Origin of the sequence: Bradyrhizobium sp. B097 (assembly GCF_038957035.1) — a bacterium.
Taxonomy (GTDB): domain Bacteria; phylum Pseudomonadota; class Alphaproteobacteria; order Rhizobiales; family Xanthobacteraceae; genus Bradyrhizobium.
Window position 1 is genome coordinate 8,177,806 of sequence record NZ_CP152412.1, and the last position, 14,065, is coordinate 8,191,870.

Genomic DNA, 14,065 nt, shown 5'->3' on the forward strand with positions numbered 1-14,065 from the left:
CCTCAAGCCGCCATCAGGCTGGCATAGTGCCGCCAGATACCTCGTTGCGGCACCTCGTCGGTCGAATGTCCGATGAGATATCCGTTCTCGTCCCGGCGCTCGCGATGCAGGCCGCGGCTGAGGGTCAACCACTCCGGGTCACTGATCAGTGCGCCGCGGTGGTTACGCTCATACATCTCGGTGTCGTCCGCGAGCAAAAAGCCGGCGGGGCCGACGGACCCCATGGTTTGCTGGCGCAGGCGGCGGTTGAAAGCGGGGGCCCCCTTGAACTGGAGCGCGGTGACGTGCTGGATGGTCTCGTCGACAGCAATCGGCTGCAGAACGAACAACTGAATTTCGGCGATGAACAGGTTCGGAAAGATCATGGTGTGTGGCGAGCCGTCGATCATGATCTGGCGCGCCCTCTCCGCGCCGTAGCTTGCCTTCATCGCCTCGGCATAGTCGGGCAGTCGGTCCTCCGTCGTGCCGAACCAGGCAAGTGGCTTGTCGAGACGCCGCCATTCCGGCCTCAGATCAAACTCGGTGTGGCCATTGCCGAAGTCGCGGGTCAGCGCACTGGACTGCGGACCATAGAGCTTGCCGATGCTGCTGTCGGTAACCTGGAAAACGGAGCCGTGAACGAAGGCCGGATGGTAGCCGTCGGTCTCGTTCTCCAGCAGGAACTTCCAGTTTGCCTTCGTGCGATGTTGCAGGAAGCCAGCAGTGAGTTCGAGCTCACCTTCGGGCGAATTGTCTAGCAACTGGTCGAGCGATGCCTTGGCGCCACCTAGATAGTCCTCCAGAGAGGGTCCGTCGCTGGCAAATGAGCCGAACACGAAGCCGCGATAGACCGCAACACGCGGCACCCGGCCAAGCGAAAACCGACTCTTATCTGCTCCATTGTAGCCATCGGCATAAGCGAAACCGGTTAGCTCGCCGGTATTGCTGAACGTCCAGGAATGGTAGGGACAGGTGAATGTGCTGCGATTACCCTCTCGATAGGCGCAGAGCTGATTGCCACGGTGAGGGCACTTGTTCAGCAGCAGCGTGATTTGTCCTGTTCGATCGTGGACGAGCAAAACTGGCGTCGGCCCGATCGACTTGGTGACGTAGTCGTTACGGTTCGGCACCTCGCTGACATGGCCGACATAGACCCAGCTTTTGTGCCAGATGCGCTCAAGCTCCTGCTCGAAAATGCCCCTGTCATAATATAGACGGCTGTGAACTCTGGCCGGCTCGATCAAGGCACGGCAGTCGTGGCTGTTTGCGAGGGACGTCATTGCACTCACTTTCTTAGTCCGATCGTTCGGACTATAAATACTGACACAGCTTCGAAGTCAAGTTGATTCGATTGGCCCGAACTGACTCGGACCAGTATTCCCTCTTCTGTTCGGTTTCCTGAGTGGCCAATCACATGAGCACCGCGAGCCTGTAGTGAGTCTGGCGCCCCAGCGGGCCGACTACGATCTGCGCCAGCACGGCGAGATGAAGCAGCCGATGCGATACGGACGAGGGACGGTCGAGCAGCAGCGAGCCGTAGCACCGGTGCAGGACGTTTCGTGCTCAGCCGAATGGAATCCCCGGGAGAGCGATCATGGGCAACGGCCACCGCTGCTCAATGCAGCAAACAGCTCTCAGACTGAAGGATGAGAACGCGCGCTGCGCCGGCCTCAAGTCCAGTGGCGACGTCCAGCATTTGCGCCAGCTCCGGTGCGGCTATCGCCACACACGCCTGGACAAAGCACGATGACCAAGCTTGACGAACAATGGCGGACACAGCGATTCGTCCTGCCAGGAGTGACGTCGATGCTGATGACCAGGCAGCGGAGGCCCGCGATACGGACGTTGCGTGGATGGGCGGTCCACGTCCTACAGGAAGCGGCCGCCATCCGCGAGTGCGAGGAGCACGGCTGGATGCAGGATCGCGCCGATCCGCATGCACAGGATCGAGCCTTTGACATCGCCCGCCGAGACCCGCCGACAGGGATGTCCGCGCAAGAAGCCGTGGCCGAGGTTCGTGAGATGCTGGACTCGATCGGCGATACCTGCCCGGAGTGCCCTTGATTCAGGAAATAAACGGCTATTTGAGCCCGCGAAACATCGGAATCCATCAGCGCATGTTCTGGATCAGCGGAACCTAAGCTGATTTCCGCTGCGGCTTTGCTGCCGGCTTCTTTGCCGCAGCTTCCTTCGCCGGCTTCTTGCCGGTGATCGGCATGAGCATTTCCTTCTGACCGCTTGCGGCCTTGCGCGGCCTCCTGGCCGCCTTGCCGTTTTTTACCGCCTTTTCGCCGCCAATGCTCTTGCGCAACGCGTCCATCAAATCGACGACGTTGTCGCCACGCGGCCGCTCCTTCGCGGTAATCGGTTTGCCGGCGCGCTTCTTGTTGATGAGGTCGATCAAGGCGGTTTCATACTGGTCTTCGAACCTGTCCGGTTCGAAGTGACCCGACTTTTGATTGACGATGTGCCTGGCGAGATCGAGCATCTCCTTGGTCACTTTGACATCCTGGATCTCGTCGAAATATTCGGCCGCTGAGCGCACCTCATAGGGATAGCGCAGCAGCGTTCCCATCAGGCCCTTGTCCATCGGCTCGAGGGCGACGATGTGCTCACGGTTGGTCAGCACTACGCGCCCAATGGCGACCTTGTTCATCTCCCGGATGGTTTCACGGATCACGGCGAACGCATCGTGCCCAACCTTGCCGTCAGGACACAGGTAGTAGGGCCGGATCAGATATCGCGGATCGATCTCGCTGCGGTCGACGAACTCGTCGATCTCGATGGTTCGCGTCGATTCCAGCGCGGCGTTCTCGAGCTCCTCCCTGGTCACCTCGATGAAGGTGTCGTCGTCGACCTTGTAGCCCTTGACGATGTCCTCGTTGGCAACCTCCTCGCCGGTGTCGGCATCGACCTTGGCGTATTTGATCCGGTGGCCTGTCTTGCGGTTGAGCTGGTTGAACGAGACCTTCTCGGATTCGGATGTGGCCGGATACAGCGCGACCGGACAGGTGACGAGGGAAAGACGCAGGAAGCCTTTCCAGTTGGCGCGGGGGGCCATGGCGGGGGAACTCCGATACTGATAACCGGATTCAAGACGATCCGCAGGCCCTGGTTCCGACATCCCGGCGCCCCCCCCCCAACAGGACGATTTTTCTCCGCGGCCGCCTGAGCGGACTCGACATTTGTTCTTGTTATGTTCTAATTCGGCATAACCGACCGACCCGCGAGCTGGCGCATGCCGACCCCGAAGCAGATGGAAAAGCTGGCCGCCGAGGCCACTCCCAGGCCGGCTCCTTCCGCTCCGGCTCCTGATGCATCACTCCCGGCCGAGTACTGGGAATCGGTGCTCAAGGATCCTCGCGCCGATACGACCGATGCCCAGATGCGGCAACGACGTCTCTGCGAATTTCAGCGCCACATCCTTCGCGTCTCCTGCCGCCGCTGCGAGCGGATCGTCGAAATCCAGACCGCCGATGCGGTCCGATTGTATGGCCGCAACGCGATCTGGAAGGATGTCGCGCAGCGGCTGCTCGACAACACCTGCCGGCAACGAACCGGCGGGCATGAGGAAGACGGGTGCTGGCCAACGTTCGAAACGCCTTAGCCCGCTCCAGGTCGCCGATCCTCTTCTTCGCGCCGGGATCTCTGGATGGCTCCGAAGTATCACCCTATGCCGCTATCGGGTGGCGACCGCAGGGCTCTGAACAACGAGCTTGGCAAGGCGCGCGCGTTGGCCGTCGTCCTGGCCACCCGATCGGCGGAGATGCGGGCCAAGGGCGAAGCACTGATCCGACAGGCGGACAAGCTACTGTGCGAGAGCTGGAACGCGCGCATGTGGTCCGACGGAGAGCCGATCGACCCGTCCCCGGCGATCGACCAGGCCGTGAATGGAGGCTTCCCCTGGCTTGAGATCATGTGCGAACGTTGCAAGACGTCGAGTGACGTCGACCTCGCAACGATGAAGCATCCGCCGACCACCTTCGTGCACGATCTCGCCAGCCGGCTGCGCTGCCGCAAATGTGCCACGTCGGGCCGGCGCCCCTCCGCAACTCTGCTACAACTGGCTGGGCAACCGCGCCACCCTCGGACCGAAACCTGATGTGCAATCTCTACTCGATCACGACCAACCAGGCCGCCATCAGCGCGCTGTTTCGCGTCGTGAACCGATATGTGGGCAACCTTGCGCCGATGCCGGGGGTGTTCCCTGACTACAAAGCACCGATCGTGCGCAACGGCACGGAGGGACGCGAGCTTGCCACCGCGCAATGGGGGATGCCTTCGTCTCAGCAAGCCCTGATGGAGGCAACGAAGAAGCGCGCGGCAAAGCTCGAGGCGAATGGTAAGCCGGTCGATTTCAAAGAGCTGTTGCGCATGGAGCCGGACGGCGGCACCACCAACATCCGCAACGTGAAGAGCAAGCATTGGACAAGATGGCTTGGTACCGAAAACCGGTGCGTGGTGCCGTTCAATTCCTTCAGCGAGTTCAACAAGGCCGAGGGCGGTGATATCTGGTTCGCGCTCGACGAGAGCCGTCCCCTCGCCTGCTTTGCCGGCATCTGGGCCAGCTGGACGTCTGTCCGGAAGGTCAAGGAAGGCGAGACGACCAACGACCTCTACGCGTTCCTCACAACGGAGCCAAACGCCGAGGTCGGCGCCATCCACCCGAAGGCGATGCCGGTGATCCTGACATCGCCGGACGAGGTAGAAACCTGGATGACGGCCTCCCCGGATGAGGCCCTAAAACTGCAGCGGCCGCTTGCCGACGGAACGCTCAAGATCGTCGCCCGCGGCGTCAAGGAAGATACGGCTGGGCTGCCGACGTGACCACCGAGAACGATGACGACCGGACAACCGTGCCACAACCTGGATCTGCTCAAAGAGCTGAGACGACGTCGACAGGGTGCGCGACTTGCTTTAACAAAATGCCTGAGGACGGTACGCCCGAAGGCTGACCTCGCAATCTAAAAAAGCGGCGTCACGCTTTCTCGTGACGCCTTCCAGTCGGCCCTTGGAGGCTGGGAGAAATGCTCGACGATCCGCTGAGCAATGTTCCAGATGATCCATCATTTGCTCTTGGCGACCGGCGCTACGACCGGCTTGGCGTCACCGAACATCGCCGGATCGATCGTCAACTGGAAGCGCTTGAAGCGCCAGCCTTCCACCGTCCGCTTGACGATGCAATCACCACCCGCGGTGGCGATCGCGACCGGCCCGGTCGCGATGTTCATCTTGGTGATGTAGAAGCGATAACGTGCCCCCTCCTCGTGAGCATCGACGACGTGGTTGGTGAGGAAGTGCCGCACGCCGTCTTCCTTGCCGGCGGCGATGTGCTTGGTGATGAATTCCTTCACCGCGGCGGGGCCGACGAACTCGCCGTAGGGGGCGACGAAGACGCCGTCGTCGGCAAAGCCGGAGGCGAACCCGCCGGCGTCCTCGCTGTCGAGCCCGATATAGGTCCGCGCGGTGAGTTCCTGGATGTCGATCTTGTCTTCGGTCGTGATGGTCATCGATAGTCTCCCTTGGGTTTCAGTTTCTGAATGAATGGACTCAGGCGGACGCGATGTGCCGTAGCAGCAGTGCGTTGAAGGGCTCGCCAACTTTCTGGACGGCGTGACCCGCACCTTGCAGGCAGTGGCATTCGACGTCGAACAGGTCGGCGAGCCGCCCGCTGATGCCGTCGAAGGCCTCGCTCCAGCCGCCGGTGACGACGAGCTTCGGGAAGCGCGCGTCGGCGACCGCACCGACCGGCACATCGACGCTCCAGGGACGCTCGGTGACGAGGACGCCGGCCGCGGCATGAACCGGCGGGGGAAGCGGATCGGGCATCGGCATGTTCATTTCGAGCGCCGCCAGGAAGCCGGTCACGAAGGCGTGGCGTTTCGCCCGATCGGCGGTGGCCCAATGCTTGCGCATCGCCTCCGCCACGCGGCGCACCGGGGCGAGATCGGATGCCAGCGCAAAGGCGGGCGGCTCGATCACCGTGAGAGAACGCACGAGGTCGGGACGCCGGCCCGCGGCGTTCATCGCAACGATCCCTCCCATCGACGTACCGACCAGATGGGCGCCGTCGCCGAGCAACTCGATGACGTCAGCCGCATCGCGCACGACATCCACCGCATCGATCGGTGCTGTGTCGCCGTAGCCGCGGCGGGTCATGACTGCAAGGGCGAAGGTGTCGGCCAGCGGTTTCTGCTCCCCGAATGCGGCGGCGCCGACGCCAAGGCTGCCATGAACAAGGACGATCCGATCCCTTCCACCGCCCCAATTTTCAACTGCATAGGACATCAATGGTCTCCAATTTTCGATAGCGTGATGTGCGGTCGCACGCCCGCGCAGCGCGGTGTCGCGCGTTGCGCCGGCGCGAATTCTGCTATTTGCGAAACGATGTCCGCGTCGGCACGGCGGCTGGAGCATCAGGCGCCCACAGCCGGTAGCTGAGATTGGCGAACACCGTGAAACCGCGTGAGACGGCCGCGCTGTCGATGCCGGGCACCGCCGTCCCTCCGGAAACGTTGGCCGACAGCTCGTGCGTCACCCACACGTTCAACGCGGCGGGACCGAAATTGTATCCAACCAGCGCGCCAGCGGCCCAGATGTCGTAACGCTTGAGGTTCACCGCTCCGCCATAGAACGCGCTGGACTTGTCGTCGCTCACCTGTCCGACGTAGTAGCCGACCGGACCGAATGTCCAGTTGCCGATGGTTCTGGTCGCGGTGAACTCGGCATGGAGCACGTTGCCGCTGGTGTAGCCGGTCACCGAGCTCGCGGTGTTGATTTCCTCGAACATGTTGGCGGTGAGATTCCAGCCGTCCTTGAAATAGGAGACGACGAGGTTCGGCTGGAAGGTCCACCAGGGCGCACCGACATTTCCGAGCCCGTTCGGGCCCGACGTGGTGCCGGTCGGCATCCACATGCCGAAGCCCGCCTTGACATACACACCGCTGTCGCCGAGCTTCCAGCTCAACTCCGCGGGCGCCAGGAACGTATTGTGCATGCCGAGCGGATTGACGTTCAGCGGCGAGCCGACGTCAAGCATCATGAACGGTTGCACGAGCACCGCATCGTAGGTTGCGCCGAACACCGTCCATCCGGGCACCCAGAGCAATCCTGCGGCCCCGGCCGCGATGTGAACGTCGGTCTTGCCGCCGCCTGCGGCGGTGGGCGCACCCGGACCGACGATCGATCCCGAATAGGCCACCGCCTGGTCGAACAGGTAGAGGCCGGCCGGCGGCGTGATCGCGGCATTTCCGAGCACAAGGCCCGGCTTCTGCGCCGAGCCGATGTAGCCGGCCTCGAACGCAGAGACCTGCGTGCAAGCCATCGTCAAACCGACCGTCAATGCTGTGGTAAATATCCGTGTAGAAAACATGTCCCCTCCGATCCCAAGCGTCCTGCTCTCATCACCGGATGGCGGCGGCAGGTTTAGTTGGCCGGACTGTTGGACAGAGGGCGGCGTGGCGCTATCGCGTGCGCGAAGACGATTATCGGAATCGCGAAATTTTCGTTGATGTGCGGCGCTACGAGCGACGCTTTGCCAGCACGGCGGACGGCTTCTCGCCGAACCGCTCCTTGAAACGCATTGAGAAATCGCCAAGGTGGAAGAAGCCGCACTGCAGCGCGACGTCGGTTACCGCGACGCTGCCGGGTTCAGATGACAACAGAATGGCGTGCACCCGGTCGAGCCGTTGCGCGCGCAGCCACCGGCTCGGCGACGTCCCGAGATCGCGCTGGAACCCGGCCTGGAGGCTGCGCAGGCTGAGCCCGCAGTGCCGAGCGACCTGCCCCAGGCTGACCGCATCGGCGATGCGCTGGCGCATATAGTCCATCGCCTTGCGCACCTGCGCCGACGGCGCTGCCCCGTTCGCCGCAGCAATCGCGGCGCTGAAATTGTTCGGCTGCGCCATCAGCAGCGATTCGATGATCATTTCCTCGAGCCGCACCAACATCGTCGGATGCGCCAGCGCCTCGCTGAACATCGACAGGCTGGCGGCAGCCTCGAGCAGCTTGTGCCAGAACGCCGGGACGTCGCGCAGCGCGAGATCGAAATGAACCGGCATCGCCTTGTCGAGGCCGAGCAGGTTCGCGCAAACGACCTCTACGCGCCGACGGTCCAGCCGCAGCAAGATCTGGTCGAAGGTACCTTCGATGTCGAGGCGAAATTCCTGATATGGCCCAACGATCGTGCCATGACCCGGTGTCACGTCGGCGGCCGCCGAACCGTAGCGAAATTGCGCACTGCCCTGCACCGGCAGCGTGACGAGGAAATTCCCCTCCTCCGACAATTCGGGCACCACGGTGACGTCGCCCCCATAGCGCAGCCGGTTGAGCGAAATCGGCCCGATTGGCAGATGATGCAAGCGCGCGGCGAGTTTCGCGCGCCGCCCTCGCATAGTCAGCTCGTGCGGCCGCAGCATTCTGCTGCATCCGTCGACGACCTCGTCAAGGTCACCACTTGCAAGAACCAGGTGCTTTGCGTCGAACAGACGATCTGCGATGAACGAGGTCGATACAGTCATCACTGCTCCTCTCCAATCGTCGGCGGCACCGCGACACTACAACCATAGCCCAATCGGCTGATCCACGCACGATATCGCGGCTGCCGGCAGCGTGGCACTGCCGCATCGCAAAATCCGCTGTTGGGCCGCCGCACCATCAGCGCCCTTGCTTCCGCGCCCATCGCCTTATGTCGACAATCGGCAAGCTGCAGCTTCACATGCGCTTTTGCACAATCCCCTCACTTGAGCGGATCTGGCGCCCCTTTCGCGAAAGTCCTAAACGGCATGCGAATGGCCTCGCAGCATCGTTTCTACACTGGTCGCGATCTCCAGCAAGCGCCGGTCGGCGTTCCTGCGGCCGATCAGCATAAGGCCCACAGGCAGGCCGTCGACCGGCAACGGCGTCGAGATCGACGGACAATCGAGCATGTTGGCGATGCGGGGATTGCGAAGCACCAGTCCGTTGAATTTATGGAACGCGCTATCCTCCTCTAGCGCCGACAGAAGCGGCGCGCGGATTGGCGTCGTAGGTAGAATGAAAACCTCATCATTGCTGAAGGATTGCTCAAAAGCCCGGACTGCGGCGTGCCGGAGCCGCAGCATGCGCACATAATCGACGGCGAGGATGCCGGCACCCGCTTCGATGCGAACCCGGGTTTTCGGATCGATCCCATCCAGCCGCGATAGCCCGAGACTGCGCAGCGTAGCGCCGACCTCGATCGACGGAAAAGTGCCGATCCTGTCGATCTCTGCAACGCGATCGAGAGCAGGGTCGATCGATCCATCCTCGATCTGCAGGCCACACGATCGAAGCCGCTCCAGGGCATTCTCAAACGCGTCAAGGACTTCCGGCTCGCAGCCGTCGAACAAGCGACCGCGCGCGACAGTGAGACGAAAGGTGTAGGGGGAGGCAGCTTGCGGCCGCGAGACCACATCGCCACCCGACAGCACCTGATCGGCAGCGAAACAGTCCGCGACGCTCGAGGCAATCGGCCCGATGGTATCGAGGCTCGACGACAGCGAGAATGCGCCGGCGGTCGGCACGAACCCGCTCGTCGGCTTGAAGCCGGTTGCGCCCGACAGAGCCGCCGGAATTCGGATCGACCCTCCCGTATCGCTCCCAATGGCGATTTCCGCCATGCCATCGATGACCGAGACGACAGCCCCCGACGATGATCCCCCCGGGGCGCGGCGGCGGTCGCGAGGGTTGCCCGGCACCCCATCATTCGGGTTGGTGCCCAGCGCCGAAAAGGCAAACTCGGTCATCTGGGTCTTGCCGATGATCACGGCACCCGCCGCGCGCAAACGCTTCACGGCCAGGGCGTCTTCGGCGGCAGGGGACAAGGCGCGCAGTACAGCGGACCCCGAACTCGTCACGGTGCCGGCGACGTCGAAGAGTGCCTTGACCGAGACGATGCGACCATCGAGCGGGCCGCGCCTGGTCCCCGCCACGGCTCGCCGATCGGCAGCTTCAGCCTCGCACCGGGCGCTCTCCGGAAACAAAGCGGTGAAAGTATTCTCCGCGCCGGATGAGTTCGCGAGCGCGAGGGCGGCCTCCAGCCTTCCCACGGCCGTGGGTTGGGGTTGATCGGATGCTGACGTCATTCGTCGAAGCTCCTCACCGGGGTTGGCGGTCAAGCGATAACCGGCAGGACGTCTATGTCGTAGCCGTGGATCAGGGAGCGTTTGAGAACCGGATCGCTCAGCTCCATCTCGAAGCGCGCCCCCGGGCGAATTCCGCCGATCGCACCCGGCGTCCCGCAGAACATCAGGGTCCCGGCAGGGAGGAGATCGGCGCTCGCGTAACGACGAATGAGATCGCGCGGTGTTCTTAGCGACGAGACAGGACTTTCCTGATACAGCACCCGCTTGCCATCGATCGTCGCCCAGGAACGAAGGACCAATTCATCCCAGTGCGGTTCGACATCAGCGTAGCTCCAGAGCTGCAGGCCGACCGGCTTGCCGCAGAGCTGCTTCGAAAGTGCGATCCCCATAGCTTCCGCCCTGCGATCGGTGTGGTCGGATCCGATTCCGATCCAAAGTCCATCGGCCATCGCGACCAAGACCGGCTCGACCTCACCGGAACTGTCCGGACCGAGCACCGTCAGGCGATCCGCCTGCGTCAGTATCTGGGCTGCGACACGGTAGTAAAGCGGCGTCGTCGACGGGCGCGGGATTCCGAGCGCAGCAAGCTCCTCGATGTGGTGCTCGATCGTCGCCGCGTCCCTGCCCGCCCAACCCGCGATCACGAGCGATTCGATTTCGACGCCGACATGATCGGTTCGATCCTTCGCGATGCGGTCAAACTTCATGAACATGGGCTTTTTCATCCTTGGTAGTTGGAACAAGAATCTCGCCGCGCTCGATCTGCAATGTGCGGTCGGCAACGCGGTCGAGCAGAACCGGCGAGGATTCCGTGATCAGCAACGCGAGTTCGGGCCGGTGCTTGCGCAGCTCGCCGAGCGTCCGCGCATATTCGAGCGCGAGGGCCGGCGCCAGGCCCTGGAAGGGTTCATCGAGCAACAGGACCTTGCGCGCCACAGTCAACGCACGGCCCAGCGCAACCATCTTGCCCTGCCCGCCGGAAACACCGCCCGCAGGTCTCGACCGCATCACATGCAGTTCCGGCAGGAGCATATAGATTTCGTCCAGCCTGCGACCGATTTCCGCCTTGTCGAGGTTGAGCGCCAGGGCCGGAAGGCGGATGTTCTCCTCCACGCTCAGCTCCGGTATCAATCGGCGGTCTTCCGGGGCATATCCGATACCGGCCCGGGCGCGGGTGTAGGCCGGCATATTGCCGAGATCGTCGGAATCGAGGCGGATCGAGCCCTCGTCGTGCGGGATGAGCCCCATGATTGCGCGAAGCGTCGTTGTCTTGCCGGCACCATTGCGGCCGATCAACACTGTCGTCTTGCGCGCGACGACATCGCAGCTGACCTTGCGCAGCACACGCACGCCTTCGATCGAGACGCTGACCTTGTCGACACAGAGCATCATGCCACTCCCACGACGCGCTCGCGCACCAGCGCATTGCTGAACACCTCTTCGGGCCGTCCTTCGGCCATGATGTTGCCGGCGTTCCAGACCAGCACGCGGCTCGCATAGCGAGCGACCACGTCCATGTCGTGCTCGACGAACAGCGCCGTAATCCGGCGCTGGCGCAGCGCACTCATCAGCGCTTCCATCAGTGGAAACCGCTCGATCGCGCTGACACCACTTGTAGGCTCGTCGAGCAGCAGCAGCCGCGGCTTGAGCGCAAGCGCGACCGCGATGTCGAGCAGCTTGCGATGCCCCTCGGGCAGCGTGCTGCTGATTCGTTCACTGTCGCCGGCGAGCCCGACAAGGTCGAGCAGCGCTTCGGCCTCCTCGCGCCGGCTTGCGATCTCGAGCGGACGCACCACGTTCCACAAGCCGTCCTTGGCGGCTAGCGCCAGCATCATATTGTCGATTACGCGCTGCGCGGAGAACAACTGCGGGATCTGGAAGGCACGCGCCATGCCGCGCCGCGCGATCGCTCGCGGCGACATTCGGGTGATGTCCTGCCCGTCAAGTCTCACGCTGCCCGATCGCGGACGAATGTAGCCGGTGCAGATGTTCAGCAACGTCGTCTTGCCCGAACCGTTTGGGCCGATGATGGCGAGAAACTCGCCGTCGTAAATCGAGATGCTGACGCCGTCGGCGGCCTTGACCCCGTTGAAGGCGACGTGAAGCTCTTCGGCCTCAAGGATCGGACGCGTCATAGGCGCGACGCCTCCTTGCGCGAGAACAGCCCGTAGAACCCTTGCGGCATGAACATGATCACCACGATCAAGGCCGCTCCGACGATCATGTTCCAGGCATCAGTCACGGTGACGGCCGCGCTGTGCAGCAACTCCAGGAACAGCGCACCGAGAAACGCGCCGGGCACGCCGCCGATGCCGCCGAGCACGGCGACCAGCACAAGATGACCCGACGCGGTCCAGAACGCGAAGTCGGGCACGACCCGGCCGATCGCAAAGCCGGCAATCGCGCCGCCGAGCCCGGCCAACGCCGCCGAGATGATATAGGCGATCAGGAGCACGGCCCACACTGGAATTCCCAGATACTCAAGCCGGATCTCATTGGTGTGGACCGCCGATAGAGCTTGCCCCAGCGGGCTGTTCAAATAGCGCTGCACGGCAAGCCCCACCAACACCATCAGCCCCAGGCTGAGATAGAACAGAATGTTCTTGAAGACAGGCTCGGCGACCACGACCCCGAAGATCGCGGGAATCGGCACCGGCATGCCGTCGGTGCCGCCGGTAACACCGTAGAGCTTGGCGCACAGCGCGTAGAACACCATCGAGACGGCGAGGTTCAGCATCGCAAAGAAGATCGCGCGATAGCGCACCAGGAACGATCCGGCGATGGCGCCGACCAGCGCTGCAGACAGCACCGAGAGGATCAGCAGCACGCCGAAATCGTTGATCCCGGCCCGCGCCAGGAACGCAACACCATAGGCGCTGGCGGCAAAGAACATCGCATGGCCGATCGAGATCAGCCCAGCGCGCAGCAACACGGCGACGCCAAGTGCGGCAAAGCCCTTGGCGACGGCCAGAGTCAGCACGAATTGCAGCCAGGGCGCAAACAGCGGAAGTGCAGCGAGAACGAGAACTGCGGCGGCGGCAGGAATGGTGCGCATCAGATCCTCCGCGCCGTGACTGAGCCGAACAGGCCGTAGGGACGGATCAGGAGCACCGCAAGCATCGCCGCATAGGGCGCAACCGCATCCAGCGACGGTGCCAGATAGATCGCAAGCACGCGCGCCACGCCGACGATCAGTGAGGCAACCGCGGCGCCTTCGATCTGCCCGAGGCCGCCGATCGCCGCCACCGCAAAAGCGAGCACCATGGTGTCCGCGCCGAGCCCTGGCGCGATGCCGGAGGTCGGGGTCGCCAGCGCCCCGCCCAGCGCCGCCAGGAATACGCCGAGCGAGAACGCCAGGATGAATATCCGGTTGGTGTCGATGCCGATCGCCTGCGCCATCTCGCGGTCGGTCACGACAGCGGTGATCAGCCGCCCGAGCCTTGTGTGATTGATCAGGAGCCGCAGTCCGATCACGACGAGCAACGCCAGTCCGATCAGCAATATCTGGTAGTTGAGATAGACGACCCCGCCGATTTTCGACGTGCCGAGCAGCCGCGTCGGCGTATCCTCGTAGAAGGACTGTACGCCGAAGATCATGCGCTGCAGATCCTCAAGGATCAGGAAGATCCCGAAGGTGATCAATATCTGCACCGCCTCCGACTTGCCATAGGTCCAGCGGATCAGGCTGCGCTCAATCAGCGGGCCGAAGATTGCGGCGACAAACACGGCGCTGAACAGCAGCGCAACGAACGACAAATACGGGTTGAGCTGCTTGCTTGCGATGAACAGGCAAGCCGACGCGGCAGCATAACCACCGATCGAATAGAGGCTGCCATGGGCGACGTTGAGCACGCGGAGCACGCTGAACACCAGCGTGAGGCCGACCGCCGCGAAGAAGATCAGCGCAGCGCTGGCCAAACTGTCCAACAGCAAGGGGATGATTGTATTCGACATCGGGCTTGCGCTTTCTGAGGCGAAGACAA

The 14,065-nt window shown here is 63.0% G+C and carries 16 protein-coding genes; 4 read left to right on the forward strand and 12 right to left on the reverse strand.

Features of this window, described 5'->3' with window-relative positions:
- Positions 1–2 precede the first annotated feature (2 nt).
- Positions 3–1,259: an aromatic ring-hydroxylating dioxygenase subunit alpha gene (locus AAFG07_RS37575; RefSeq protein ID WP_342724652.1), complete on the reverse strand. Its 1,257-nt coding sequence runs from the start codon at positions 1,257–1,259 to the stop codon at positions 3–5.
- A 526-nt stretch (positions 1,260–1,785) separates the two neighbouring features.
- Here AAFG07_RS37575 and AAFG07_RS37580 point away from each other — a divergent pair.
- Positions 1,786–2,043, forward strand: a complete 258-nt coding sequence (locus AAFG07_RS37580) for a hypothetical protein (protein WP_342729357.1) — start codon at positions 1,786–1,788, stop codon at positions 2,041–2,043.
- 73 nt (positions 2,044–2,116) lie between these two features.
- Here AAFG07_RS37580 and AAFG07_RS37585 read toward each other — a convergent pair whose 3' ends face one another.
- A complete protein-coding gene (locus AAFG07_RS37585; RefSeq protein WP_342724653.1) occupies positions 2,117–3,040 on the reverse strand; it encodes a Ku protein in 924 nt (307 codons plus the stop codon).
- Positions 3,041–3,217: 177 nt separating this feature from the next.
- On the opposite strand from AAFG07_RS37585, the gene AAFG07_RS37590 reads away from it, so the two are divergent.
- From AAFG07_RS37590 to AAFG07_RS37600, 3 genes are read left to right on the forward strand one after another with little or no spacing between them, the layout of a single operon-like run.
- Positions 3,218–3,586, forward strand: coding sequence for a hypothetical protein (locus AAFG07_RS37590; RefSeq protein ID WP_342724654.1), 369 nt, complete (start codon positions 3,218–3,220; stop codon positions 3,584–3,586).
- Positions 3,587–3,631: 45 nt separating this feature from the next.
- Positions 3,632–4,081: a hypothetical protein gene (locus AAFG07_RS37595; protein WP_342724655.1), complete on the forward strand. Its 450-nt coding sequence runs from the start codon at positions 3,632–3,634 to the stop codon at positions 4,079–4,081.
- Positions 4,081–4,806: an SOS response-associated peptidase family protein gene (locus AAFG07_RS37600; RefSeq protein ID WP_342729359.1), complete on the forward strand. Its 726-nt coding sequence runs from the start codon at positions 4,081–4,083 to the stop codon at positions 4,804–4,806. The genes AAFG07_RS37595 and AAFG07_RS37600 overlap by 1 nt, the downstream gene beginning before the upstream one ends.
- Before the next feature lie 239 nt (positions 4,807–5,045).
- Here the strand turns inward: AAFG07_RS37600 and AAFG07_RS37605 are convergent, their stop codons facing one another.
- From AAFG07_RS37605 to AAFG07_RS37650, 10 genes are all read right to left on the reverse strand, one after another.
- A complete protein-coding gene (locus tag AAFG07_RS37605) occupies positions 5,046–5,489 on the reverse strand; it encodes a nuclear transport factor 2 family protein (RefSeq protein ID WP_342724656.1) in 444 nt (147 codons plus the stop codon).
- A 40-nt stretch (positions 5,490–5,529) separates the two neighbouring features.
- Positions 5,530–6,267 (reverse strand): alpha/beta fold hydrolase, encoded by a 738-nt coding sequence (locus AAFG07_RS37610; RefSeq protein WP_342724657.1) that lies wholly within the window; start codon positions 6,265–6,267, stop codon positions 5,530–5,532.
- Between the two features lie 85 nt (positions 6,268–6,352).
- Entirely contained in the window at positions 6,353–7,303 is a 951-nt protein-coding gene (locus AAFG07_RS37615) for a transporter (RefSeq protein ID WP_342724658.1), read from the reverse strand.
- A gap of 196 nt (positions 7,304–7,499) precedes the next feature.
- Complete coding sequence (locus AAFG07_RS37620; RefSeq protein WP_342724659.1) at positions 7,500–8,498, reverse strand: AraC family transcriptional regulator; 999 nt, start codon at positions 8,496–8,498, stop codon at positions 7,500–7,502.
- 255 nt (positions 8,499–8,753) lie between these two features.
- Positions 8,754–10,082, reverse strand: coding sequence for an amidase family protein (locus tag AAFG07_RS37625; RefSeq protein ID WP_342724660.1), 1,329 nt, complete (start codon positions 10,080–10,082; stop codon positions 8,754–8,756).
- A gap of 29 nt (positions 10,083–10,111) precedes the next feature.
- The gene (locus AAFG07_RS37630; RefSeq protein ID WP_342729360.1) at positions 10,112–10,795 is read right to left on the reverse strand and encodes a DUF2848 domain-containing protein; all 684 of its coding nucleotides are present in this window, start codon (positions 10,793–10,795) and stop codon (positions 10,112–10,114) included.
- On the reverse strand, positions 10,779–11,471 hold the full coding sequence (locus AAFG07_RS37635) for an ATP-binding cassette domain-containing protein (protein ID WP_342724661.1): 693 nt from the start codon (positions 11,469–11,471) through the stop codon (positions 10,779–10,781). The genes AAFG07_RS37630 and AAFG07_RS37635 overlap by 17 nt, the downstream gene beginning before the upstream one ends.
- Positions 11,471–12,217, reverse strand: coding sequence for an ATP-binding cassette domain-containing protein (locus tag AAFG07_RS37640; RefSeq protein ID WP_342724662.1), 747 nt, complete (start codon positions 12,215–12,217; stop codon positions 11,471–11,473). Before AAFG07_RS37640 ends, AAFG07_RS37635 begins: the two co-directional genes overlap by 1 nt.
- On the reverse strand, positions 12,214–13,137 hold the full coding sequence (locus AAFG07_RS37645; protein WP_342724663.1) for a branched-chain amino acid ABC transporter permease: 924 nt from the start codon (positions 13,135–13,137) through the stop codon (positions 12,214–12,216). Before AAFG07_RS37645 ends, AAFG07_RS37640 begins: the two co-directional genes overlap by 4 nt.
- Positions 13,137–14,036 (reverse strand): branched-chain amino acid ABC transporter permease, encoded by a 900-nt coding sequence (locus AAFG07_RS37650; RefSeq protein WP_342724664.1) that lies wholly within the window; start codon positions 14,034–14,036, stop codon positions 13,137–13,139. Before AAFG07_RS37650 ends, AAFG07_RS37645 begins: the two co-directional genes overlap by 1 nt.
- Between the last annotated feature and the right edge of the window lie 29 nt (positions 14,037–14,065).